General features: G+C 70.2%; 22 protein-coding genes. 11 read left to right on the top strand and 11 right to left on the bottom strand.

The window, feature by feature from the left end; genetic code table 11:
* Positions 1-365 precede the first annotated feature (365 nt).
* The 3 genes from M2165_RS20305 to M2165_RS20295 all read right to left on the bottom strand — a co-directional run bounded on the left by M2165_RS20305 (position 366) and on the right by M2165_RS20295 (position 3,521).
* Positions 366-1,880 (bottom strand): tripartite tricarboxylate transporter permease, encoded by a 1,515-nt coding sequence (locus M2165_RS20305; protein ID WP_280816389.1) that lies wholly within the window; start codon positions 1,878-1,880, stop codon positions 366-368.
* A gap of 12 nt (positions 1,881-1,892) precedes the next feature.
* Entirely contained in the window at positions 1,893-2,429 is a 537-nt protein-coding gene (locus M2165_RS20300; protein ID WP_280816388.1) for a tripartite tricarboxylate transporter TctB family protein, read from the bottom strand.
* Positions 2,430-2,561: 132 nt separating this feature from the next.
* The gene (locus M2165_RS20295) at positions 2,562-3,521 is read right to left on the bottom strand and encodes a tripartite tricarboxylate transporter substrate binding protein (RefSeq protein ID WP_280816387.1); all 960 of its coding nucleotides are present in this window, start codon (positions 3,519-3,521) and stop codon (positions 2,562-2,564) included.
* A gap of 125 nt (positions 3,522-3,646) precedes the next feature.
* Here M2165_RS20295 and M2165_RS20290 point away from each other — a divergent pair, with 125 nt between their 5' ends.
* From M2165_RS20290 to M2165_RS20275, 4 genes are read left to right on the top strand one after another with little or no spacing between them, the layout of a single operon-like run.
* Positions 3,647-4,333, top strand: coding sequence for a response regulator transcription factor (locus M2165_RS20290; protein ID WP_280816386.1), 687 nt, complete (start codon positions 3,647-3,649; stop codon positions 4,331-4,333).
* Positions 4,334-4,364: 31 nt separating this feature from the next.
* Entirely contained in the window at positions 4,365-5,801 is a 1,437-nt protein-coding gene (locus M2165_RS20285; protein ID WP_280816385.1) for a sensor histidine kinase N-terminal domain-containing protein, read from the top strand.
* A gap of 2 nt (positions 5,802-5,803) precedes the next feature.
* Positions 5,804-6,238: an RNA-binding S4 domain-containing protein gene (locus M2165_RS20280; protein WP_280816384.1), complete on the top strand. Its 435-nt coding sequence runs from the start codon at positions 5,804-5,806 to the stop codon at positions 6,236-6,238.
* Between the two features lie 58 nt (positions 6,239-6,296).
* Positions 6,297-7,103, top strand: coding sequence for a PPK2 family polyphosphate kinase (locus M2165_RS20275; RefSeq protein ID WP_280816383.1), 807 nt, complete (start codon positions 6,297-6,299; stop codon positions 7,101-7,103).
* A gap of 9 nt (positions 7,104-7,112) precedes the next feature.
* Here M2165_RS20275 and M2165_RS20270 read toward each other — a convergent pair whose 3' ends face one another.
* The gene (locus M2165_RS20270; RefSeq protein ID WP_280816382.1) at positions 7,113-7,781 is read right to left on the bottom strand and encodes a hypothetical protein; all 669 of its coding nucleotides are present in this window, start codon (positions 7,779-7,781) and stop codon (positions 7,113-7,115) included.
* Positions 7,782-7,910: 129 nt separating this feature from the next.
* Here M2165_RS20270 and M2165_RS20265 point away from each other — a divergent pair, with 129 nt between their 5' ends.
* Complete coding sequence (locus M2165_RS20265; protein ID WP_280816381.1) at positions 7,911-9,734, top strand: ABC transporter ATP-binding protein; 1,824 nt, start codon at positions 7,911-7,913, stop codon at positions 9,732-9,734.
* Here the strand turns inward: M2165_RS20265 and M2165_RS20260 are convergent.
* On the bottom strand, positions 9,729-10,841 hold the full coding sequence (locus M2165_RS20260; protein ID WP_280816380.1) for a substrate-binding domain-containing protein: 1,113 nt from the start codon (positions 10,839-10,841) through the stop codon (positions 9,729-9,731). The genes M2165_RS20265 and M2165_RS20260 overlap by 6 nt on opposite strands.
* Positions 10,842-10,964: 123 nt before the next feature.
* Between M2165_RS20260 and M2165_RS20255 the strand changes: the two genes are divergently transcribed.
* The 5 genes from M2165_RS20255 (at position 10,965) to M2165_RS20235 (ending at position 17,151) form a co-directional block, all read left to right on the top strand.
* The gene (locus M2165_RS20255; protein WP_280816379.1) at positions 10,965-11,447 is read left to right on the top strand and encodes a formate dehydrogenase subunit gamma; all 483 of its coding nucleotides are present in this window, start codon (positions 10,965-10,967) and stop codon (positions 11,445-11,447) included.
* A complete protein-coding gene (locus M2165_RS20250; protein ID WP_280816378.1) occupies positions 11,444-13,006 on the top strand; it encodes a formate dehydrogenase beta subunit in 1,563 nt (520 codons plus the stop codon). Before M2165_RS20255 ends, M2165_RS20250 begins: the two co-directional genes overlap by 4 nt.
* 167 nt (positions 13,007-13,173) lie before the next feature.
* A complete protein-coding gene (gene fdhF / locus M2165_RS20245) occupies positions 13,174-16,056 on the top strand; it encodes a formate dehydrogenase subunit alpha (protein ID WP_280816376.1) in 2,883 nt (960 codons plus the stop codon).
* Complete coding sequence (gene fdhD, locus M2165_RS20240; protein WP_280816375.1) at positions 16,053-16,907, top strand: formate dehydrogenase accessory sulfurtransferase FdhD; 855 nt, start codon at positions 16,053-16,055, stop codon at positions 16,905-16,907. Before fdhF ends, fdhD begins: the two co-directional genes overlap by 4 nt.
* A 19-nt stretch (positions 16,908-16,926) precedes the next feature.
* A complete protein-coding gene (locus M2165_RS20235) occupies positions 16,927-17,151 on the top strand; it encodes a formate dehydrogenase subunit delta (protein ID WP_280816374.1) in 225 nt (74 codons plus the stop codon).
* 53 nt (positions 17,152-17,204) lie between these two features.
* On the opposite strand, the gene pqqE is transcribed toward M2165_RS20235, so the two are convergent.
* From pqqE to M2165_RS20205, 6 genes are all read right to left on the bottom strand, one after another.
* Entirely contained in the window at positions 17,205-18,359 is a 1,155-nt protein-coding gene (gene pqqE / locus M2165_RS20230; RefSeq protein WP_280816373.1) for a pyrroloquinoline quinone biosynthesis protein PqqE, read from the bottom strand.
* A 56-nt stretch (positions 18,360-18,415) separates the two neighbouring features.
* Positions 18,416-18,700: a pyrroloquinoline quinone biosynthesis peptide chaperone PqqD gene (gene pqqD / locus M2165_RS20225; RefSeq protein WP_280816372.1), complete on the bottom strand. Its 285-nt coding sequence runs from the start codon at positions 18,698-18,700 to the stop codon at positions 18,416-18,418.
* Positions 18,697-19,449 carry a pyrroloquinoline-quinone synthase PqqC gene (gene pqqC, locus M2165_RS20220; RefSeq protein ID WP_280816371.1) on the bottom strand — a complete coding sequence of 251 codons (753 nt, stop codon included), beginning with the start codon at positions 19,447-19,449 and terminating at the stop codon, positions 18,697-18,699. Before pqqC ends, pqqD begins: the two co-directional genes overlap by 4 nt.
* 10 nt (positions 19,450-19,459) lie before the next feature.
* Positions 19,460-20,383, bottom strand: coding sequence for a pyrroloquinoline quinone biosynthesis protein PqqB (pqqB, locus tag M2165_RS20215; protein ID WP_280816370.1), 924 nt, complete (start codon positions 20,381-20,383; stop codon positions 19,460-19,462).
* Positions 20,384-20,461: 78 nt separating this feature from the next.
* Positions 20,462-20,536 (bottom strand): pyrroloquinoline quinone precursor peptide PqqA, encoded by a 75-nt coding sequence (gene pqqA / locus M2165_RS20210; protein ID WP_280817586.1) that lies wholly within the window; start codon positions 20,534-20,536, stop codon positions 20,462-20,464.
* A gap of 223 nt (positions 20,537-20,759) precedes the next feature.
* Positions 20,760-21,512 (bottom strand): hypothetical protein, encoded by a 753-nt coding sequence (locus tag M2165_RS20205; protein ID WP_280816369.1) that lies wholly within the window; start codon positions 21,510-21,512, stop codon positions 20,760-20,762.
* Here M2165_RS20205 and M2165_RS20200 point away from each other — a divergent pair.
* Entirely contained in the window at positions 21,487-22,614 is a 1,128-nt protein-coding gene (locus tag M2165_RS20200) for a cation:proton antiporter (protein ID WP_280816368.1), read from the top strand. The genes M2165_RS20205 and M2165_RS20200 overlap by 26 nt on opposite strands.
* The last annotated feature ends 4 nt before the right edge of the window (positions 22,615-22,618 follow it).

Raw genomic sequence — 22,618 nt, 5'->3', positions numbered from 1 at the left:
AGGGGGAGGGAAACCGACGGGCCATCGCTTCGCTTGGCCCCAAACACAAGCGCGCACGCTGCGCGTGCGCGCGTTGCTGGCCGAGCGAAGCGATGGCCCGGCTGGGCTCCCACTCCCTTCTGGCTGTGCCGAGGAGCGGAGATGGAGGCGGGATCAGGGCCGCAGCTGTCTGAGCGCAGCGCAGCGGAGCGAGTTCTGCGGACCCCCGCCGGAGTCGAGCACCGCAGGTTGCCCGCAGCGAAGCGGAGGGACGCAGACAGTAGGGTCGCCTTTTCTTTGCTTACTTTCTTTTCGCGAAGCAAAAGAAAGTGAGTCGCCCGCCGGGGCGAGACCCGGCCCCGGAAAAGCAATCCCCAAACAAAGACTCAAGCCGCCAGCCGGGCCAGCTTCCGATCGCTCATGCGCTTCGCCACCCGCGGCAGCACCAGCACGGCCACGATCACCACCACCAGCACGATCGACATCGGCCGCTGGAAGAAGATCGAAGCACTGCCCTCGCCGATCGACAGCGCATTGCGCATCTGCGCTTCGGCCAGCGGCCCGAGGATCATGCCCACCACCACCGGTGCCGTCGGGAAGTCGAAGCGCCGCATCAGCACGCCGAGCAGACCGATGCCGTACAGCAGGAACAGGTCGAACGCGCTCTGGCGCATGCCGTAGGCGCCCACGGTCGCGAAGATCAGGATGCCCGCATAGAGCTGCGGCTTCGGGATCTTGAGCAGCTTGACCCAGAGACCCACCATCGGCAGGTTCAGCACCAGCAGCATCACGTTGCCGATGTAGAGCGAGGCGATCAGCGCCCACACCAGCGCGGCGGAGGTGGTGAACAGCTGCGGACCGGGCTGGATGCCGTAGTTCTGGAACGCGCCGAGCAGGATGGCGGTGGTGTTCGAGGTCGGGATGCCCAGCGTGAGCAGCGGGATCAGCGCCGCGGTCACGGTGGCATTGTTCGCGGCCTCGGGGCCGGCCACGCCTTCGATCGCGCCCTTGGTGCCGAACTCGGCGCGGGCGTCCTCGTCCTTGGCGAGCTTCTTCTCGGTGGCATAGCTCAGGAAGGTCGGGATCTCGGTGCCGCCCGCCGGGATGCAGCCGAAGGGCGTGCCGATCGCGGTACCGCGCAGCCACGCGGGGATCGAGCGCTTCCAGTCGCGCGCGGTCATGTGCACGCGGCTGAGCTTGTTCTGGCCCTCGACCACGCGGCCTTCGTAGAGCACCGCATAGAGCACCTCGGCCACCGCGAACAGGCCGACCGCCACGAGCACGATCTCGATGCCGTCGAGCAGCTCGGGGACGCCGCCGGTGTAGCGGCCCTGGCCCGAGATCTGGTCGAGGCCGATGCAGCCGGCCGCGAGGCCGACGAACAGCGCCGTCATGCCGCGCAGCGTGCTCTTGCCGAGCACCGCGCTCACGGTGGTGAAGGCCAGCAGCATCAGCAGGAAATACTCGGGCGGGCCGAGCTTGACCGCGAATTCGGCCACGAAGGGCGCGAACATCGTGACGATCACCGTGGCGATGGTGCCCGCCACGAAGGAGCCGATGGCCGCCGTCGCGAGCGCGGCGCCCGCGCGCCCGCTCTTGGCCATCTTGTTGCCTTCCATCGCCGTGACCATGCTCGCGGTCTCGCCGGGCGTGTTCAGCAGGATCGAGGTGGTCGAGCCGCCGTACATCGCGCCGTAGTAGATGCCCGAGAAGAAGATCATCGAGGCGGTGATGTCGACCTTGCCGGTGATCGGCAGCAGCATCGCCACCGCCACCGCAGGGCCGATGCCCGGCAGCACGCCGACGGCCGTGCCGAGGGCGCAGCCCACGAGGCACCAGATCAGGTTGATGGGGGTGATCGCGGCGGCGAAGCCCGCCATGAGTGCGTTGAAGATTTCCATGTCAGGCCTCCCTCAGAGCCAGCCGGTGCTGGTCAGGCCCGGCAGGTTGATCGCCAGGAACTTGGTGAACGTCCAGAACACCGGCGCCGAGATCAGCAGCCCCGTCAGAAGGTCGATCGCCCAGGTGCGCGGGCTGCCGGCCGAGGGCTGGCCGCTCGCGCGGCGCAGGCCCTGCACCGCGAGCAGGTAGCACAGGGTGCAGCTCAGGATGAAGCCCAGCGTGGTGATCAGCGCCGCATTGAGCAGCAGGCCGGCCGAGACCCAGACGAAGCCAGGCCAGTAGGCGTGCTCGGCGCCCGAGGGCGGGTCGAGTTCGCGGAAGCCGCCGGTGCGCGCCTCCCACAGGATCCAGGCGCCGCACAGCGTGAGCACGGCCGAGACCAGCCAGGGCAGAAAGTTGGGGCCGACGCCGCCGTAGCCCGCGTCGGAGGAGATGCCGATGGCACCGAAGCCGAGCGCCACGCCGGTCAGCAGCACGCCGGCGCCGACCAGGGTTTGCGGCCAGGTGGCCGCGGGTTGCGGCACGGCCGAGGAATCTGTCGTTGTCATTTCTAACTCCCGGTCAAAGGAAAACCCCGCCGGGAACACCGCGGAACCGGCTCCGCCGGGCCGCAGGTGTTGCCCCCGGTAGGGGGTTGGCGCAGCGACACGAAGTGCGCGCAGCCTGGGGGCGAGCCAGGTTTAAATCATTCCGGACTTGGCCATGATGGCGCGCAGGCTCGCGAAGTCGTCGTCGACGAACTTGGCGAAGGCCTCGCCCGAGAGCACGGCCGGCGTCCAGTCGTTCTTCTTGAGCGACTCGGCCCACGAGGGCGACTTGAGCGTGGCCAGCACCAGGTCGGTCAGGGCCTTGCGCTGCTCGGCGCTGATGCCGGGCGCGCCGTACACGCCGCGCCAGTTGCCGATCTCCACGTCGATGCCCTGCTCCTTGAGCGTGGGCACGTTGATGCCGGGCAGGCGCTGCGCCGAGGTGACGGCGATCGGCTTCATCTTGCCGGCGGCGATGTACTCGGCGAACTCGCTGTAGCCGCTGCCGCCGATGGTGACGTTGCCGCCCAGGATGGCCGCGGTGGCTTCACCGCCTCCGCGGAAGGCCACGTAGTTGATCTTCGAGGGGTCGGCGCCGACCTTCTGCGCGATCATGGCCGCGGCGATGTGCTCGGTGGAGCCGCGCGAACCGCCGCCCCACTTGACGCTGCCCGGGTCCTTCTTGAGCTGTTCGACCACGTCCTTCATGGTCTTGAACGGCGAGTTGGCCGGCAGCACGAAGACGTTGTATTCGGTGGTCAGGCGCGCGATCGGCGTGGCCTGCGAAAGGTTCACCGGCGGCTTGCCGGTGATGATGCCGCCGAGCATGACCGAGCCCATGACCATCAACGCGTTCGGGTCGCCCTTGGAGCCGTTCACGAATTGGGCCAGGCCCAGCGCGCCCGCGGCGCCGCCCTTGTTGTCGTAGGTGACCGTGTCGGCCAGCTTGGCGTCGGTCATGGCCTTGCCCAGCGCGCGGCCGGTGGTGTCCCATCCACCGCCGGGGTTGGCCGGGATCATCATCTTGACGTTGGCTGCGGCGCGTGCCGACAGCGGCAGTGCTCCGACGGCGGCCAGCGCGGCCAATGACTTCAGAAAAGTGTCGCGACGCATCGTTGTCTCCTGATAACGAAAGAAACCCTGACGAGGGCCTGAGCCGCTATCATGCGCCGCCCCGCTGTCAGTTGGCTGTCGCCCGGACTGGGGAAAACACCGAAGCCCCTCCGCCCTCCCGTCGCATGAAGCTGCTGCTGATCGAAGACGACCCCTCGATGCAGGTCACGCTGCAGCGCGCGCTCGCACGCAACAGGATCGACGTGCGCATCTGCGGCGACGGCGCCCAGGCCGTCGAGCAATGGCGCGCCATCGAGCCCGACGTGGTGGCGCTGGACCTGAGCCTGCCCAACCTGGACGGCCTGCAGGTGCTGGCCCAGGCGCGCGCGAGCGGGCTGCGCACGCCCGTGCTGCTGCTCACGGCGCGCGGCACCGTGGGCGACCGCATCATGGGCCTGAACGCGGGGGCCGACGACTACCTGCCCAAGCCCTTCGACCTCGACGAACTCGAGGCCCGGCTGCGCGCGCTGCGCCGGCGCAACCAGAATGCCGCCGGCGGCATCGACCCCGTGCTGCATCCTCAAGAGGTGGGCGACCTGCGCTTCGACCCCGAGAGCGGCGCGGTCTACCACCGCGGCGCCGTGCTCGAACTCACGCCGCGCGAGCTCTCGCTGCTGAAGGCGCTGATGATGAAGCCGGGCCATGCGCTGACCAAGGAGCGGCTGTTCGAACTCGTGTTCCCCGGCGAGACCGACGTGCAGTACGAGGCCGTCGAGGTGGTGGTGTACCGGCTGCGCAAGAAGCTCGCAGGCACCGGCGCCGCCTTGATGACGCTGCGCGGCCTGGGCTACCTGCTGCGTGCCGAGACATGACGAGGCGCCGCCGGACCGGCGTGCCGGCCCCATGATGCGCAGTGGTGGCACCCCCGCTTCGCTGCGCGCCCGGCTGCTGCTGGGCATCCTCGCGCCGGTGGCGCTGTTCGTCGTGATCAACAGCGTGAGCCTCTACCGCCAGAGCCTGGCCGCGGCCACCACCGCCTACGACCGCACGCTGCTCGCCTCGGCCAAGACCATCGGCGAGCAGCTCGACGTGGAAGGCTACGACGACCACGCACGGCTGCGCGCGATCGTGCCCTACTCCGCGCTCGAAGCCTTCGAGGCCGACAACAAGAGCCGGCTCTTCTACCGCGTGTCGGCGCTCGACGGCGAGATGGTCTCGGGCTTCGCGGAGCTGCCGTTCTGGCGCGGCCGCATTCCCGACCGCGGCGCCTATGCGGCGCTGGTCGACTTCTACGATGCGCGCTTTCGCGACCAGCCGGTGCGCGTGGCCGTGCTGCTGCAGCCGGTGGCCAGCGCGCGCGGCCGCGGCATGGCCGTGGTGCAGGTGGCCGAGACGCTCGAACTGCGCGAGACGCTGGTGCGCAAGCTGCTTGTCGACATGCTCTGGCGCCAATTGCTGCTGATGGGCGTGATCGCACTCGTCACGGTGTTCGTGGTGCAGCGCGCGACGCGGCCGGTGCGGCAGCTCGGCGAGGCGATCGAGAAGCGCGCCGCCGACGACCTCTCCCCCATCGATGCGCCCGACGCACCGCGCGAGCTGCGGCCGCTGGTCGATGCCACCACCGAGGTCATGGGCCGGCTGCAGCGGCTGCTCGACCACCAGAAGCGCTTCGTGCGCGACAGCGCCCACCAGTTGCGCACGCCGCTCGCGGTGCTGAAGGCGCAGGTGCAGTCGGCGCGCCGCGGCGATCTGCCGGCCGACCAGGCGCTCGGCGAGATCAGCCACACGGTCGAACGCGCCACCACCCTTGCCAACCAGATGCTGTCGCTCGCCAAGGTCGAGCAGTTGCGCCAGCAGCCCGAGTCGGTGCCGCTCGAACTCGGCGAGGTGGCGCGGCAGATCGCGCTCGACCTGTCGCCGCTGATCGCCGACAAGGCGCTGGACTTCGAACTCGCCATCGACGCCGAGCCCGTCACGGTGCGCGCGCACCGCTGGATGCTGCAGGAGCTCACGCGCAACCTGCTGCACAACGCGATCAAGCAGAGCCCCGCCGGCGCCGCCTTGTCGGTGATGGTGCGCGCGGAAGGCGGCGAGGCCGTGCTGACGGTGCGCGACGCCGGGCCCGGCATCTCGCCCGAGCTGCGCCAGCGCCTGTTCGCGCCCTTCTCGGCCGGCGACAGTTCGAGCGGCTCCGGCCTCGGCCTCGCCATCTGCCGCGAGATCGTGCAGGCGCTCGGCGGTCGCATCGACCTTCACAACCGCGGCCCGCAGGACAATGCCGCACAGGTGGACGGGCTGGACGCCGTCGTGCGGCTGCCCCTGCACCACCACAATTCCTGAATATGGATCGCTTGCGCATCGACAAATGGCTCTGGGCTGCACGCTTCTTCAAGACGCGTTCGCTCGCCGCGGAAGAAATCGGCAAGAACCGGGTGCAGGTGAACGGCGACATCGCCAAGGCCTCGCGCGAGGTCAAGGCCGGCGACACGGTGGCGCTCCGCCTCGGCCCGGTCACGCGCACGGTCGTCGTGCGCGGCCTCAGCGGCCAGCGCGGCCCGGCGCCGGTGGCGCAGCAGCTCTACGAAGAAACCGCCGAGAGCCTCGCCGCGGTGGCACGGATGCGCGAGCAGCGCCGCATGGGCAGCGAGCCCGCGCTGGCGATTTCGCAGGGCCGCCCCACCAAGCGCGACCGCCGCGAACTCGACGGCGCGGCGCGGCATGCCGAATGGGACAGCCGCTGGAGCGCCTCCATCGATCCCGACGACACCGACCGCTGATTCGGCCCGGCCGGCGGCCGATCGCGTACGCTGCGGCTTTTTGCACGGAGCCGGTGTCATGCCCAGTCTGAAGAAGTACCGCGTCGACAGCCATTTCCAGCTCGCGAAGGTGAATCCGAGCGACTCGCCCTTCCTCGAAGGCGACCAGGCGGCGCAGCTCGAGGAGATCGACGCCCTGGCGATCGAGCTCGACGAGATGCAGAACCTGCTGCACGCCGAGGGCCGCCGCAAGGTGCTGCTGGTGCTGCAGGGCATGGACACCAGCGGCAAGGACGGCACCGTGCGCTGGGTCTTCTCGCGCACCTCGCCGCTGGGCGTGCGCGTGACGGCCTTCAAGGCGCCTTCGGAGGACGAGCGCGCGCGCGACTACCTCTGGCGCTGCCATGCGGTGGTGCCGCGCAACGGCGAGATCGCGGTGTGGAACCGCAGCCACTACGAGGACGTGCTCGTGCCCGTGGTCGAGGCCTGGATCGACAAGGCCGAGACCCGCCGGCGCTACGCGCAGATCAACGACTTCGAGCGCCTGCTCGTCGAGACCGGCACCGTGATCGTCAAGTGCATGCTGCACATCGGCAAGGACGAGCAGCGCGAGCGGCTGCAGGCGCGCGTCGACACGCCCGGCAAGCAATGGAAGTTCAGCATGGGCGACCTCGAGGTGCGCACCAAGTGGGAAGCCTACCAGCGCGCCTACGACCAGGCGCTGCGCGCCACCTCGACCGAGCATGCGCCGTGGTACGTGATCCCGGCCAACAACAAGCGGCACCGCAACCTGATGATCGCGCGGCTGCTGATGAAGACGCTGCGGCAGATGAAGCTGGAAACGCCGCCCGCGGACCCCGCGCTGCGGGGCATGATCATCAAGTGAGCCGAGGGCTCAGGAGCGGCGCACGGGCGACTGGCCGAGCACGCGGCACTTGCCGAATTCGCAGCGCACCGCCCAGGTGGCGCCGTTCGCGCAGGGCACGTCGTAGGCCTCGTAGCCGGGGCCCTTGGCCGTCAGCTCGGCGCGGGGCAGCGCGTGGCACTGGCCGGCCTTCGCGAGCCGCTCGGCGTTGTAGGTGTCCACGCCAGTGCGGCGCGGCGCCAGCACGACCTCGGGATTGAAGGAATGGCCGTAGAACGAATCGCGCACGTTCGGATCGAGGTTGCGGTAGCCGCGCTTGGCCATGCAGTGGACGATGGCGGTCTGCTGATGCTCGGCGATGACGTCGGCGCTCGGCCGGTACGACATGTCGATCGCGGCCGCCGAGATGCCCGTGTACGAGGCTGCCGCCACAATGCCCTGTCCATGCACGGTGATGAGCCCCAGCCCCAGCGCGAGCCACATGGCGTCGCCCGACTCGCTGCGCGCGGTGATCCGCGTCGCGGCGCCGCGGCAGTCGGCCACGTCGCTGTCGTAGCGCGCCCGGTCCACGCCGTCCATGGCCATCATCGGCACGTACGACAGGCCCGAACCGGTGCCGGGTTGCGTGGGCGTGGGCGGCGTGCTGACGCACCCGGCCAACGCCACCACGCCGCACACGATGCTCAACAGCAGCTTCATGGAATCCCTCGTCCTCTTCGCGATAGTTGGGCCGATTTAACCATACACATCGTTACTTTTGACCCCGTTTTGTCGCAATGTCGCGACGCCGCGCGATTGAGTTCTTTTTGCTGACAGATGCCCGGAACCTTGAACACGCCCACCAGGAACACCACGCCCGGCCGGGCGATCCGCGAGCTCTACGCGGCGCTGTGGCATTTCGCCGAGGGCGCGCGCCTGCAGCTACTCGGCGCCACCGCGCTGCTCGGCGTCTCGCAGCTGATCCGCCTCGCGCTGCCCTATCTCGCCGGACAGGCGATCAATGCGCTGCAGCGCAACGAGTTCGCGAGCGCCGGCCGCTGGATCGGCACGCTCGCGGGCGTCTACGTGGGCGCCTGGGCGCTGCACGGGCCCGGCCGCATCCTCGAGCGCAACGTGGGCGTGAAGGTGCGCGAGGCATTGGCCGACCGGCTCTATGCGCGCATCGCCGCGGCGCCGCTCGCCTGGCACGACGGCCACCATTCGGGCGAGCTGCAGCACCGCGTGCACCAGGCGAGCCGCGCGCTCGCCGACTTCGCGCAGAACCAGTTCATCTGGCTCACCAACGCGGTCAACTTCGTGGGGCCGCTGGTGGCGCTGGCGCTGCTGTCGCGCACCAGCGGCCTCACGGCGCTCGCGGGCTACGTGCTGATCGCGATCGTGATCCTGCGCATCGACCAGGCGCTGATGCGCCTCGCGCGCGCCGAGAACGACGCAGACCGCCGCTACGTGGCCGCGCTGCTCGACTTCCTCGGCAATGCCTCGACCGTGATCGGGCTGCGGCTGCAGGGCGCCTCGCGGCTGCTGCTGCGCCGGCGCATGGCGGCGGTGTCGGCGCCGCTCAAGCGCACGGTGGTGCTCAACGAGGGCAAGTGGTTCGCGGTCGACCTGATGGGCCTGGCGCTGACCTGGGGCCTGGTCGTGATCTACGTCTGGCAGGCGCGCACGCCCGGGCAGGCCGTGATGCTGGGCGCGGTGTTCATGATCTACCAGTACGCGCAGCAGGCCGCGGGCGTGGTGACCTCGGTGGCGGCGAACTTCAGCTTCTTCGCGCGCATGCACACCGACTACGGCAGCGCCGATCCGATCTGGCAGGCGCCCGCGGCCCATCCGGGCATCGCGGAAGCCCCGCCCGGCGAAGTGCCCGCGCACGAGCAAATCGCGCACGATGCGGCATGGCGCACGCTCGAGGTCGCGCAGTTGCGGTGGCGCTATGACCGGCGCGAGGACGACGCGACGGCCGCCGACAAGCCGCCGCGCGGCGGCCTGCACGACGTGAGCCTCGCGCTCAGGCGCGGCGCACGCATCGCGCTCGTCGGCCCGAGCGGCGGCGGCAAGAGCACGCTGCTGCGCGTGCTCGCGGGCCTGTACGCGCCGCACGGCGGCACGCTCGCCATCGACGGCCAGCCGGCCGAATGGAGCCAACTGCGCCGCATCGCCACGCTGATCCCGCAGGAGACCGAAGTGTTCGAGGCCAGCGTGCGCGAGAACCTGTCGTTCGGCCAGCCATGCAGCGACGAGGCGCTGCATGCCGCGCTGCGCGTGAGCGCCTTCGACGAGGTGCTCGCGGCCTCGCGCGGCGACCTCGACAGCGCCGTGTCAGAACGCGGCTTCAACCTCTCGGGCGGGCAGCGCCAGCGGCTGTGCCTCGCGCGCGGCGTGCTCGCGGCCCGCGGCAGTTCGCTGCTGCTGCTCGACGAGCCCACGAGCGCGCTCGATGCCCGCACCGAGGCGAAGGTGCTCGGCCGCATCGCCGATGCCTTTCCGGATGCCTGCGTGATCGCCTCGATCCACCGCCTGAGCCTGCTCGACCGCTTCGACACCGTGGTGGTGATGGAGGCCGGCCGCGTGCTCGACGCCGGCGCACGCGATGCGGTGCTCGCGCGGCAGCCGCTGCTGCGGCGGCTGGTGGCGCCGGACGACGGCGACTCATGAGCGGCGGGTGGTCCTGCGCTTTGCCGCGGGCGCCGGCCGCAGCGACTCGAAGGCCTCGCCCAGCGACAGCACCCGTCCGCAATCCACCGCCTCGTAGCCCGGCAGCCGGTTCACCGCCTGCCGATACGCCTCGCCCTGCAGGATCGCGAGCATGCGCTGCACGATCGGCGCCGCGAGCGAGCGCTCGTCGCAGAGCAGGAAATAGCGCTCGACCTGGTTCGAGATGAAGTCGAGCTTGAACTGTCGCGCGGGCGTCTCGACGCCGTAGCCGGCATCGGCCATGCCGCTGGCGACGAAGGCGGCAACGGCCGCATGCGTGAACTCGCACTGCTCGTAGCCGCGGATCGATTCGGGCGCGATGCCCTGCTCGCGCAGCTGCAGGTCGAACAGGTAGCGCGTGCCGGAACCGGGCTGCCGGTTGATGAAGCGCACGTCGGGCCGCGCGAGGTCGGCCAGCGTGTAGATCTTCTTCGGATTGCCCGGCGCGACCATCAGCCCCTGGTGCCGCGTCGCCATGCCGATCAGCTTCTGCGTGCCGCTGTCGAGCCAGGCGTGGTAGTGGGCCACGGCCTCGGCCTCGAAGGCGCCGAGCGGCACGTGGAAGCCCGCCACGTCGCAGCTGCCGTGGTGCAGCGAGGCCACCGCCTCCTCGCTGCCGCAGTAGCGCAGGTCGGAAGGCACCTGCGCCGCGGCGAGGTAACCGTGCAGCGCCTCGATCGCGAAGCCGTGGCTCGCATGGATGCGCAGCAGCGAGGGCGAGGTGGGAATCAGCTTCTCGATCTCGGCGCCGAGTTCCGATGCCAGCGAATCGAGCAGCGGCGACAGCCGCGCCTCGATGCGGCGGTCGGCCCACACCAGCTTCTCGCCCAGCGGCGTGAGGCTGGAACCCTTGCCGCGCTGCATCGCGACCAGTGGCTGGCCGAACATCGCCTCGCCCTGCCGCACCAGTTCCCAGGCATGGCGATAGGACACGCCGCAGGCCGCGCAGGCGCTCGACAGGCTGCCGTGCTCCAGCACCTTCACGAGCAGTTCGATGACCCGGGGCGGCAGCGTGGCGCCGTCGGGCTGGCGGATGGTCCATTGCGGCCGGATCTGCACTTCATGCATGTCTTTAGGCTTTCAAAAGCATATTTATCGGGCGGAGCGCTTCATATTGTGGCTTCAACTTGTCGTTCATACACTCGCGCCAACCCGATGAACGCGGCAGCACATTTAGGAGACCCACAGCATATGCAAGCCCTCGACGTCGCCAACGCCATTGCCGCGGCCCACAAGGACGTGCCGGGCGGGCTGCTGCCCGCGCTGCACGGCATCCAGGACGCGCTCGGCCATGTGCCGGCCGAGGCGGTGCCTGCCATCGCCGGACAGTTCAATCTCTCGCGCGCCGAAGTGCACGGCGTGGTGAGCTACTACCACCACTTCCGGTCCGCCCCGGCTGGCCGCCTGCTGGTGCAGGTCTGCCGCGCCGAAGCCTGCAAAGCCATGGGGGCCGACGCGCTGCTCGACCATGCGGCGGCGCACCTGGGCTGCGAGGTGCACGGCACCACGGCCGACGGCCGCTCATCGCTGGAACCGGTGTTCTGCCTGGGGCTGTGCGCCTCGTCGCCAGCGATGGCGATCAACGGCGAGGTGCATGCGCGCCTCACGCCGGCACGCTTCGATGCCATCGTCGCGGCCGCCGACGCCGCCGCGCCAGCGAGGGCTGCGTCGTGAGCGGCGTCGTCACCGTCTACGTGCCGCGCGACTCGGCCGCGCTCGCGGTCGGCGCCGATGCCGTGGCCCGCGAGATCGCCGCGCAGGCCGAGGCCCGCAACGCCGAACTGCGCATCGTGCGCAACGGCTCGCGCGGCCTGTTCTGGCTCGAACCGCTGGTCGAGGTGCAGACGCCGCAGGGCCGCATCGCCTACGGCCCGGTCTCGGCCGCGGACGTGGCGGGGCTGTTCAACGCCGGCTTCCTCTCGGGCGGCGCCCACGCGCTGAACCTGGGCCCGACCGAAGAGCTCGCGTACCTGAGGAAACAGGAGCGCCTGACCTTCGCGCGCATGGGCATCACCGATCCGGTCTCGGTCGCCGACTACGAAGCGCACGAAGGCTTTGCCGGTTTGCGCCGCGCGCTCGCCATGGCGCCCGCCGAGGTGGTGCAGCAGGTGCTCGATTCCGGCCTGCGCGGCCGCGGCGGCGCGGCGTTCCCGGCCGGCATCAAGTGGCGGACCGTGCTGGCGGCCGAGGCGGCGCAGAAGTACATCGTCTGCAACGCCGACGAGGGCGACTCGGGCACCTTCTCCGACCGCATGGTGATGGAAGGCGATCCGCTGATGCTGCTCGAAGGCATGGCGATCGCCGGGCTCGCGACCGGCGCGACCGAGGGCTACATCTACGTGCGCTCCGAGTACCCGCATTCGATCGCGACGCTCCAGGAGGCGATCCGCCATGCCGAGCAGGCCGGCTTCATCGGCGACGACATCCTCGACTCGGGCCGGCGCTTCCGCATCACGGTGCGCAAGGCGGCCGGCGCCTACGTCTGCGGCGAGGAGACCGCACTGCTCGAAAGTCTGGAAGGCCGGCGCGGCATCGTGCGCGCCAAGCCGCCGCTGCCGGCGCTCCAGGGGCTGTTCGGCCAGCCGACGGTGATCAACAACGTGATCACGCTGGCCTCGGTGCCGATCATCCTCGCGCGCGGCGCGGACTTCTACCGCGACTTCGGCATGGGCCGCTCGCGCGGCACGCTGCCCTTCCAGCTCGCGGGCAACGTCCGCCAGGGCGGCCTGGTCGAGAAGGCCTTCGGCCTCACGCTGCGCGAACTGCTGTACGACTTCGGCGGCGGCAGCGCGAGCGGCCGGCCGATCAAGGCGGTGCAGGTCGGCGGCCCGCTCGGCGCCTATGTGCCGGAGTCGCAATGGGACCTGCCGCTCGACTACGAGGCCTATGCGGCCGTCGGCGCGGTGCTCGGCCACGGCGGCATCGTGGTGCACGACGACACGGCCGACATGTCGCAGCTCGCGCGCTACGCCATGGAGTTCTGCGCACTCGAGTCCTGCGGCAAGTGCACGCCCTGCCGCATCGGCTCCACGCGCGGCGTCGAAGTGATCGACAAGATCACGCGCTACCAGAACCGGCCGCAGCAGGTGATGCTGCTGCGCGACCTCTGCGACACCATGCTGCACGGCTCGCTCTGCGCCATGGGCGGCATGACGCCCTACCCCGTGCTCTCGGCGCTGGACCACTACCCCGAGGACTTCGGTGTTTCGGTGCCGGACCGCGAGGCGGCCTGAATGACGCACTCGAACACGGACCGCCGAACGCAGAAGAAATACAAAAGTTGCGCAGAAGTCGCAGAAGGAAATTTCGATCTTTCTGTCTTCCTTCTGCGACCTTCGCGAAACCTTCGCGCCCTCTGCGTTCGGCTGTCCGCTCCCCGCTCCCCCAGAAAGGCAACCCCATGCTGAATCACCTGAACGAGATCGACCACGGCACGCCGCGGCGCGAATCCACCGAGGAAGTCACGCTCGAGATCGACGGCATGCCGGTCAGCGTGCCCAAGGGCACCTCGCTGATGCGCGCCGCAATCGACGCCGGCGTGCAGGTGCCCAAGCTCTGCGCCACCGACAGCCTCGAGCCCTTCGGCTCCTGCCGGCTCTGCCTGGTCGAGATCGAGGGCCGCCGCGGCTACCCGGCCTCGTGCACCACGCCGGCCGAGGCCGGCATGAAGGTGCGCACCCAGAGCTCCAAGCTGCAGGAGCTGCGCAAGGGCGTGATGGAGCTCTACATCTCCGACCATCCGCTCGACTGCCTCACCTGCGCCGCCAATGGCGACTGCGAGCTGCAGGACATGGCCGGCGTGACCGGGCTGCGCAACGTGCGCTACGGCTACGACGGCGCCAACCACCTGAAGAGCGCCAAGGACGAGTCGAACCCCTACTTCACCTACGACCCCGCCAAGTGCATCGTCTGCAACCGCTGCGTGCGCGCCTGCGAGGAGACGCAGGGCACCTTCGCGCTCACGATCAGCGGCCGCGGCTTCGAGTCGCGCGTGTCGCCGGGCCAGGACCAGCCCTTCATGGAATCGGAGTGCGTGAGCTGCGGCGCCTGCGTGCAGGCCTGCCCCACCGCCACGCTGCAGGAGAAGTCGGTGATCTGGCTCGGCCAGGCCGAGCACAGCGCCATCACCACCTGCGCCTACTGCGGCGTGGGCTGCGGCTTCAAGGCCGAGATGAAGGGCAACGAGGTGGTGCGCATGGTGCCGTGGAAGGACGGCAAGGCCAACGAGGGCCACTCCTGCGTCAAGGGCCGCTTCGCCTGGGGCTACGCCACGCACAAGGACCGCGTGCTCAAGCCGATGATCCGCGCTAGGATCACCGACCCCTGGCGCGAAGTGAGCTGGGAGGAAGCCATCGGCTACGCGGCCAGCGAGTTCCGCCGCATCCAGGCCAAGCACGGCACCGATTCCATCGGCGGGCTGGTGTCCTCGCGCTGCACCAACGAGGAAGGCTACCTGGTGCAGAAGCTGGTGCGCGCCGCCTTCGGCAACAACAACGTCGACACCTGCGCGCGCGTGTGCCATTCGCCCACCGGCTACGGGCTCAAGCAGACGATGGGCGAATCGGCCGGCACGCAGACCTTCAAGTCGGTCGAGAAGTCCGACGTGATCATGGTCATCGGCGCCAACCCCTCCGACGGCCATCCGGTGTTCGCCTCGCGCATGAAGAAGCGGCTGCGCGCGGGCGCGCGGCTGATCGTGATCGATCCGCGCACCATCGACCTCGTCAAGTCGCCGCACATCCGGGCCGACCACCATCTCAAGCTCCGGCCCGGCACCAACGTCGCGGTCATCAGCGCGATGGCGCACGTGATCGTGACCGAGGGCCTGGTCGACGAGGCCTTCGTGGCCGAGCGCTGCGAGCCGAAGTCCTTCAACGAATGGCGCGAGTTCGTCGCGCGCCCCGCCAACTCGCCCGAGGCGATGGAGGAAGTGACCGGCGTGCCCGCGGCAGAGCTGCGCGCCGCGGCGCGGCTCTTTGCCAAGGGGCACGACGGCAAGCGCAACGCCGCCATCTACTACGGCCTGGGCGTGACCGAGCACAGCCAGGGCTCGACCATGGTGATGGGCATCGCCAACCTCGCGATGGCCACCGGCAACGTGGGCCGCGAAGGCGTGGGCGTGAACCCGCTGCGCGGCCAGAACAACGTGCAGGGTTCGTGCGACATGGGCTCGTTCCCGCACGAGCTGCCGGGCTACCGCCACGTCTCCGACAGCATCGCGCGCGGCAGCTTCGAGGAAGCCTGGGGCGTGACGCTGCGGCCCGAACCCGGCCTGCGCATTCCCAACATGTTCGACGCCGCGATCACCGGCAGCTTCAAGGGCCTGTACTGCGAGGGCGAGGACGTGGTGCAGTCCGACCCGAACACGCAGCACGTGGCCGAGGCGATGATGGCGATGGAATGCATCGTGGTGCAGGACCTGTTCCTCAACGAGACCGCCAAGTACGCGCACGTGTTCCTGCCGGGATCGTCCTTCCTCGAGAAGGACGGCACCTTCACCAACGCCGAGCGCCGCATCTCGCGCGTCACCAAGGTGATGCCGCCGAAGGCGGGCTACGCCGACTGGGAGGTGACGCAGATGCTCGCCAATGCGCTCGGCTATCCCATGAACTACGCGAGCCCCGAGGAGATCATGGCCGAGATCGCCTCGCTGACGCCCACCTTCGCGGGCGTGAGCTATGCCAAGCTCGCGCAGTTCGGCAGCTTGCAGTGGCCCTGCAACGAGGCCGCGCCCGAGGGCACGCCGACCATGCACATCGGCGAGTTCGTGCGCGGCAAGGGCCGCTTCATCATCACGCAGTACGTGCCGACCGACGAGAAGGTCACGCGCATGTACCCGCTGATCCTGACCACCGGCCGCATCCTGTCGCAGTACAACGTGGGCGCCCAGACGCGCCGCACCGACAACAACCGCTGGCACAGCGAGGACCGGCTCGAGATCCATCCGAGCGACGCCGAGGACCGCGGCATCTCCGAGGGCGACTGGGTCGGCATCCGGAGCCGCGCGGGCGAGACGGTGCTGCGCGCCACCGTGACCGAGCGGGTGCAGCCGGGCGTGGTCTACACCACCTTCCACTTCCCCGAGTCGGGCGCCAACGTGATCACCACCGACAACTCCGACTGGGCCACCAACTGCCCCGAGTTCAAGGTCACCGCGGTGCAGGTGATGCCGGTGATGCAGCCTTCGGAATGGCAGCAGGCCTACAGCCGCTTCAACGCGCTGCAGGAGGAACTGCTGGCGCGCCGGCTCGACGAGACCGCGGCCGCGGCGGGGACGCCATGAACCTCGCCGACCTGCCGCCGCGCCCGGGCGGCGCCGAGCTGCTGCCGGTGCGCGGCCTGCGCGCGCGCCTGCCCTTCGACCACCGCGACTGGGTGGCCGAGGAAGTGCCGGTGGCGCTCGAATTCAACGGCATCGCGCATGCGGTGATGCTCGCGACGCCGCTCGACCTGGCCGACTTCGCGCTCGGCTTCTCGCTCGCCGAGGGCATCCTCGCGCACCGCGGCGAGCTCTACGGCATCGACGAGGAGTACGGGGCCGACGGCATCACGCTGAGGATGGAGGTCGCCAGCGCCGCCTTCGCGCGCCTCAAGGACCGGCGCCGCAGCATGGCCGGGCGCACGGGCTGCGGCCTCTGCGGCGCCGAGAGCCTGGCGCACGTGACGCGCACGCTGGCGCCGCTGCCCGCGCCCGCCGAGCACATGCGGCTCGCGCCCGAGGCGGTCGCGCGCGGCATGCGCGAGCTCGCCGCCGCCCAGGTGCTGCAGAAGATCACCGGCGCCGTGCATGCCGCCGCCTGGTGCAGCGCCGACGGCGAGCTGCGCCTGATGCGCGAGGACGTGGGCCGCCACAACGCGCTCGACAAGCTCGTGGGTGCGCTCGCGAAGGCCGAAGCGCTCGATCCCGCCTCGGGCTTCGTCGCGGTCACGAGCCGCGCGAGCTTCGAGATGGTGCAGAAGACGGTCGCGGCCGGCGTGCCGCTGCTGGCCGCGGTGTCGGCCTCCACCTCCATGGCCGCCGCGGTGGCGCAGGCCGCGGGCCTCACGCTCGCGGGCTTCGTGCGCGGCGACGATCTCGTGGTCTACACCCACCCGGGCCGGCTGCGCGGCCTGCCCGCCCAGCCTGCGTTCTGAAAGAAGAAAGCCGCACGCAATGCACATCGATCACCTGATCCGCATGGTCAACCAGATCGGCAGCTTCTTCGAGGCCATGCCGGACCGCGACGAGGCGCTGCGCGACCTTGCGCTGCACCTGCAGCGCTTCTGGGAGCCGCGCATGCGCCGCGAACTGCTCGCACACCTCGACGCGGCGGGCACGGACGCATTGAATCCGGTGTCGGCCGAGGCCATCCGGGTGCACCGCGCGATGCTCGCGTAGCCTCACGGCCGAATCGCCGATGCGCGGAACCGTGCGCGCGGCAGCAGCCGGGCTCAGTCGCGCGGCGTGGCGGATGCACTGAGCCGGCGCGAATTGGCCGGATCGCGGAACACCAGCGGATGCACCACGGGCGCGTCCGCGGCGCCGCGCGCGGCCGCTCGTTCCACGGCCTCGGCCACGCGGTGGTGCGCGGGGCTCTTCACGCACACCGGGTCGGCCGCCGCCGGGTCCTGCGCCAGCAGCCACGCCTGGCAGCGGCAGCCGCCGAGGTCCTGCTCGCGCTGCTCGCAGCTCGCGCACGGCTCCTTCATCCAGCCCGTGCCGCGGTAGCGGTTGAAGCCTTCCGAATCGAACCAGATCTCGCGCAGGCCGTGGTCCTTCACGTTCGTGAATTCGAGCCCCGGCAGCATGCGCGCGGTGTGGCAAGGCAGCGCGGTGCCGTCGGGCGCCACGGTCAGGAACATGCTGCCCCAGCCGTTCACGCATTTCTTGGCCTTGCCTTCGTGGTAGTCGGGCGCGACGAAGAAGATGCGCATGCGCTCGCCGAGCCGCGCGCGCCAGCCGTCGGTCACCTGCTCCGCCTGCCGCAGCTGCGCGTGCGTGGGCAGCAGCTGGTCGCGGTTCAGGAAGGCCCAGGCGTAGTACTGGGTGTTGGCAAGCTCCAGGTACTCGGCGCCCATCTCGTGCGCCATGGCGATGATGCGGTCGACGTGGTCGATGTTCATGCGGTGGATCACCACGTTCAGCACCATCGGCCAGCCCTGGTCCTTGATGATCTTCGCGACCCGGCTCTTGAGGGCGAAGGTCTTCGTGTGCGAGAGGAAGTCGTTCATCTCGCGCGTGGAATCCTGGAACGAGAGCTGCACGTGGTCGAGCCCGGCCTGGCGGAGCGCCGCGGCGCGCGCCGCCGTGAGGCCGACGCCCGAGGTCAGCAGGTTGGTGTAGTAGCCCAGCCGGTGCGCCTCGGCGACGATGATTTCGAGGTCGTCGCGCAGCAGCGGCTCGCCGCCCGAGAGGCCGAGCTGCACCGCGCCGAGTTCGCGGCCCTCGCGCAGCACGCGCAGCCAGTCTTCGGTGCCGAGCTCCTTCTCCTGCGTGGCGAAGTCCAGCGGGTTGAAGCAGAACACGCAATGCAGCGGACAGCGGTAGGTCAGCTCGGCCAGCAGCCAGAGCGGCGGACCGGGCCGCGGCGGCGCGTTCGCGCTCACTGGAGTACCTTCGCCTGCGGCTGCGGTGCGAGCCCCTTCGGGCGGCCGGGCGGGGCTCATGCCCGGTCCCAGCGCAGCCAGTTCTGCTGCGCGGCCATTTCGACGAAGCCGCGCACCTGCGGTTCGAGGCCGGTGGTGTCGAAGGCGCTTTCCAGCTCGGCCACGATGGCCGCGAGGCTGCGCTGGCCGTCGCAGCGCTTCATGATCTCGCCGGCGCTGCCGTTGAGCTTGACCATGCCCTCGGGATAGAGCAGCACATGGCAGTCCTGCGCCGGCTCCCACTGCAGGCGGAAGCCCGGGCCGATGCGCGGGCGGCTGTCGGGGGTCAGGGCCGCCGTCATGCCGCGCTCACGCCGTAGCGCGTCGCCATCGCGTCGTTCATGGCCCAGAGGATGTCGAGCTTGAACTGCAGCACCTCGAGGGCGCGCTCCTGCAGGGCGCGGGTGTCGAAATGGTCGAGCGTGATCGCGAGGCCCTGTTCCACGTCGCGCCGCGCCTGGCTCACGCGGCCGCGGAAATAGCCCAGGCCCTCGGGTTCGATCCACGGGTAGTGCGCGGGCCATGTCGACAGGCGCTGCTTGTGGATCTCGGGCGCGAAGAGCTCGGTCAGCGACGAGCACACCGCCTCCTGCCACGGCGCGCGGCGCGCGAAGTTCACGTAGGCGTCCACGGCAAAGCGCACCGCCGGGACCACGTGGCGCAGGTCGTGCACTTCGTCGCGCGAGAGGCCCACGGCCTCGGCGAGCCGCAGCCAGGCCTCGATGCCGCCCGCGTCCCGGACGCCGCCGAGCTCGAAGCCGTCATGGTCGAGGATGCGCTGCACCCAGCCGCGGCGCACCGCCGGGTCCGGGCAGTTCGAGAGCACGGCCGCATCCTTGATCGGGATCGCGATCTGGTAGTAGAAGCGGTTGGCCACCCAGCCGCGGATCTGCTCGGGCGTGGCCCGGCCGCTGTTGAGCATCACGTTGAACGGATGGTGGATGTGGTAGCTGCGGCCGCGCTCGCGCAGCTTGGCCTCGAACTCCGCGCGGCCCCATGCGGGCGCAGCGGCGTCGGGGCGGCGGGGTTGCTGGATGCGGTCGGCGTGCATGCGTGGGGCCTCAAAGCTGGATCGTCATGCCGTCCTCGCAGACCTCGATGCCCGCGTGCCGCAGCGCCGCGTGCTCGGCGGAGTCTTCGTCGAGGATGGGATTGGTGTTGTTGATGTGGATCAGCATGCGCCGCGCGGTGCTCGCGGGCAGGCGCGCGAGCCATTCGATCATCCCGCCCTCGCCCGCCTGCGGCAGGTGGCCGATCTCGCGCGCGCGCTTGCTGCTCACGCCGAGGCGCGGCATCTCGTCGTCGCGCCAGAAGGTGCCGTCGACCATCACCGCGTCGGCGCCTGCCATCGCATCGAACACCGGCGGCGTGATCGCGCCCAGGCCCGGGGCGTAGAACAGGCGGCCGCCGCTGCGGCGGTCGGTGATGGTCACGCCGATGTTGTCGCCCGCCACCGGATGCTCGCGGTGCGGCGAGTACGGCGCGGCCTTGCCCGTGAGCGCCAGCGCGCGAAATTCCAGGTCGGGCACGCCGGGCACCTCGAAGCTGCCGCCGTCGAGCGGCACCGCATGGCGCGCCACGCCGCAGTAGTGCGACAGCACGCCGAGCACCGGGTTGCCGCGGCTCAGGTCCTCGGCCACCGGATCGGTGCACCACAGCGGCAGCAGCGAGCCGCGTTCGCGCAGCATGAAGAGGCCGGTGGCGTGGTCGACCTGCCCGTCGATCAGCACCACGCCCGCGATCGCGGTGTCGCGCAGCGCACGCGCGGGCTGCAGCACCGGGCTGGCGCGGATCTGCTCCAGGATGTCGGGCGAGGCGTTGAAGAGCACCCCGTCCACGCCGTCATCGGGCCGCACGAAGATCGACGACTGCGTGCGCGGCTTCGCACGGATGCGGCCCGCGCGCACACCGGCGCAGTTCGGACAGTTGCAGTTCCACTGCGGAAAGCCGCCGCCGGCGGCCGAGCCCAGGACGGTAATGCGCATCGGCGAATAGAAGAAATGCGGTGTGGTTCGAAACAGCCCGCTCCGGCGAGCGGAGCGGGCTGGATGGATGCGCCGGTGTTACCGGGCGCTGACGTACATCGTGATTTCGAAGCCGAAGCGGAAATCGACGGCCGTCGGGGTTTCCCATTTCATGCGGAGTCTCCTGATGAAGTGGCGCAGCGCCGGGCGGCGGCTGCGGGGCGCCCGAAGGCACCCATGGCCATCTTGAACCCGCGGGCCGCCGAGACGCGGCGCTGAAATCATGAAACGCGCTTCATGATTTTCATGAAAGCGTGCACATTCCACGGGCCGGCCCCGCGGCTTGTCCGGGGACACCGGGAGCCAAGGGTTTCCACTGTAGGCTCCGCGACTTTGTTCACACCGAGTTCTTCGCCTCCCGCACGTGCACACCGCCTCCCTGCTCCTCATCGTCCTGTGCGCCGGCCTCGCGAGCCAATGGCTGGCCGCGCAGATCCGCCTGCCCGCGATCGTGATCCTGATCGCCGTCGGGCTGCTGCTCGGGCCCGTCGCGGGCATCGTCCAGCCCAGCATCGGGGGCGAGCAGCTGGGCGAGCTGATCGGGCTCGGCGTCGCCATCATCCTGTTCGAAGGCGGCATGGACCTGAAGATCGGCGAGTTCAAGCGCGTGGGCCGCGGCATCGGCCGCCTCACGGTGGTCGCGCCGCCGCTGGCCTGGCTGTTCGGCAGCGTCGCGGCGCACTACATCGGCGGCCTGAGCTGGCCGGTGGCGATCGTGCTGGCGGCGATCCTGGTCGTGACCGGCCCCACGGTGATCCTGCCGCTGCTGCGCCAGGCGCGCCTGAACAAGGAGACCGCCGCGCTGCTCAAGTGGGAGGGCATCGTCAACGACCCCGTCGGCGTGCTGATGGCGGTGCTGGCCTTCCAGTACTTCACGGTCTCGGGCGGCGGCCTGCGCACCACGCTGACGGCGCTCGGCGCCGCGGTGGCGGTGGCGCTGCTGCTCGGCGGCGCGGGCGGCTGGCTGATCGGCTGGCTCTACCGCCGCGGCGGCGCGCCCGAGCACCTGAAGGCGCCGATCCTGATGGTGCTGGTGCTCGCCGCCTACTGGGCCCAGCAACCTGGTGCAGCACGAGGCGGGGCTGCTCACGGTGACCGTGATGGGCGTGGTGATCGGCAACATGGAGCTGGTCGAGCGCGAATCGCTTCAGCACTTCAAGGAAAGCCTGACGGTGGTGCTGCTGTCGGTGCTGTTCATCGTGATCCCGAGCCAGCTCCAGCCGAGCCAGCTCGGGCTGGTCGACTGGCGCATGGCGGCTTTCGTGCTGGCGGTGATGCTGCTGGTGCGCCCGCTCGCGATCGGCCTGGCCACCGTGGGCGCGCCGATGCGCAGGCAGGACCGGCTGCTGCTCGCCTGGATCGCGCCGCGCGGCATCGTGGCCGTGGCCACCGCGGGCCTCTTCGGCCCGGCGCTGGTGCAGGCCGGCCATGCGGACGCGGAAAAGCTGCTGCCGACCACCTTCCTGATCGTGATGGCGACCGTGCTGTGCCACGGCCTGAGCCTGGGCCGCATCGCGCGCCGGCTCGGGCTGGCGGCGGGCCGCGAGACGGGGCTGCTGATCGTGGGCGCCTCGCCCTGGACCTGTGCGCTCGCGCGGATGCTGCAGCGCCTGCAGATCGAGGTGCTGGTGGTCGACCGCCAGTACGAAGCGCTGAAGCGGGCCCGCATGCAGGGCATCGAGGTGTTCTACGGCGAGTTCCTGTCGGAGCAGACCGAGGAATCGCTCGAGGTGCAGCACCTGAGCTACCTGCTCTGCGCGACCGAGAACGACTCGTACAACGCGCTGGTCTGCAAGGCGCAGGGGCGCCGCATGGGCCACCACCGCACCTTCCAGCTCGCGGCCGGGCGCGGCTCCGGCCAGGCCGCCGGGGCGCTCTCGCTGCAGCAGCGCGGCTACCTGGCCTTCCACGAAGGCGTGACCTACGCGGCACTCGAGGCGCGGCTGGAGGCCGGCTGGACGATCCAGGCCACGAACCTCACCAGGGCCTACGGCTGGGCCGAGCTGACCGAACGCATGGGCAAGCCGGGCGAGGACTGGTGGCTGATCGGCGGCGTCTCGCCCGGCGGCGCCTTCCGCATCTATTCGAGCGAACAGCCCTTCAAGGCGGATGCGGGCTGGACGGTGATCTGCTTCGCGCCGCAGGAGCGCCAGGCTGCAGCCGATCATCCTTCGGCGGCGCGCGGCGACTAGCCGC

Origin of the sequence: Variovorax sp. TBS-050B, from assembly GCF_029893635.1 — a bacterium.
GTDB lineage: Bacteria > Pseudomonadota > Gammaproteobacteria > Burkholderiales > Burkholderiaceae_C > Variovorax.
The sequence above is the reverse complement of the archived record's forward strand: the minus strand, read 5'-3'. Positions and strand labels throughout refer to the sequence as shown.

Coding starts and splice junctions, on each gene's coding strand:
- M2165_RS20260 (WP_280816380.1), bottom strand. CDS start 10,841: ATGCATGAAGTGCAGATCCGGCCGCAATGGACCATCCGCCAGCCCGAC.
- M2165_RS20295 (WP_280816387.1), bottom strand. CDS start 3,521: ATGCGTCGCGACACTTTTCTGAAGTCATTGGCCGCGCTGGCCGCCGTC.
- pqqB (WP_280816370.1), bottom strand. CDS start 20,383: ATGCGCATTACCGTCCTGGGCTCGGCCGCCGGCGGCGGCTTTCCGCAG.
- M2165_RS20235 (WP_280816374.1), top strand. CDS start 16,927: ATGCACATCGATCACCTGATCCGCATGGTCAACCAGATCGGCAGCTTC.
- fdhD (WP_280816375.1), top strand. CDS start 16,053: ATGAACCTCGCCGACCTGCCGCCGCGCCCGGGCGGCGCCGAGCTGCTG.
- pqqD (WP_280816372.1), bottom strand. CDS start 18,700: ATGACGGCGGCCCTGACCCCCGACAGCCGCCCGCGCATCGGCCCGGGC.
- M2165_RS20290 (WP_280816386.1), top strand. CDS start 3,647: ATGAAGCTGCTGCTGATCGAAGACGACCCCTCGATGCAGGTCACGCTG.
- pqqC (WP_280816371.1), bottom strand. CDS start 19,449: ATGCACGCCGACCGCATCCAGCAACCCCGCCGCCCCGACGCCGCTGCG.
- fdhF (WP_280816376.1), top strand. CDS start 13,174: ATGCTGAATCACCTGAACGAGATCGACCACGGCACGCCGCGGCGCGAA.
- M2165_RS20255 (WP_280816379.1), top strand. CDS start 10,965: ATGCAAGCCCTCGACGTCGCCAACGCCATTGCCGCGGCCCACAAGGAC.
- M2165_RS20285 (WP_280816385.1), top strand. CDS start 4,365: ATGATGCGCAGTGGTGGCACCCCCGCTTCGCTGCGCGCCCGGCTGCTG.
- M2165_RS20275 (WP_280816383.1), top strand. CDS start 6,297: ATGCCCAGTCTGAAGAAGTACCGCGTCGACAGCCATTTCCAGCTCGCG.
- M2165_RS20305 (WP_280816389.1), bottom strand. CDS start 1,880: ATGGAAATCTTCAACGCACTCATGGCGGGCTTCGCCGCCGCGATCACC.
- M2165_RS20300 (WP_280816388.1), bottom strand. CDS start 2,429: ATGACAACGACAGATTCCTCGGCCGTGCCGCAACCCGCGGCCACCTGG.
- M2165_RS20270 (WP_280816382.1), bottom strand. CDS start 7,781: ATGAAGCTGCTGTTGAGCATCGTGTGCGGCGTGGTGGCGTTGGCCGGG.
- M2165_RS20280 (WP_280816384.1), top strand. CDS start 5,804: ATGGATCGCTTGCGCATCGACAAATGGCTCTGGGCTGCACGCTTCTTC.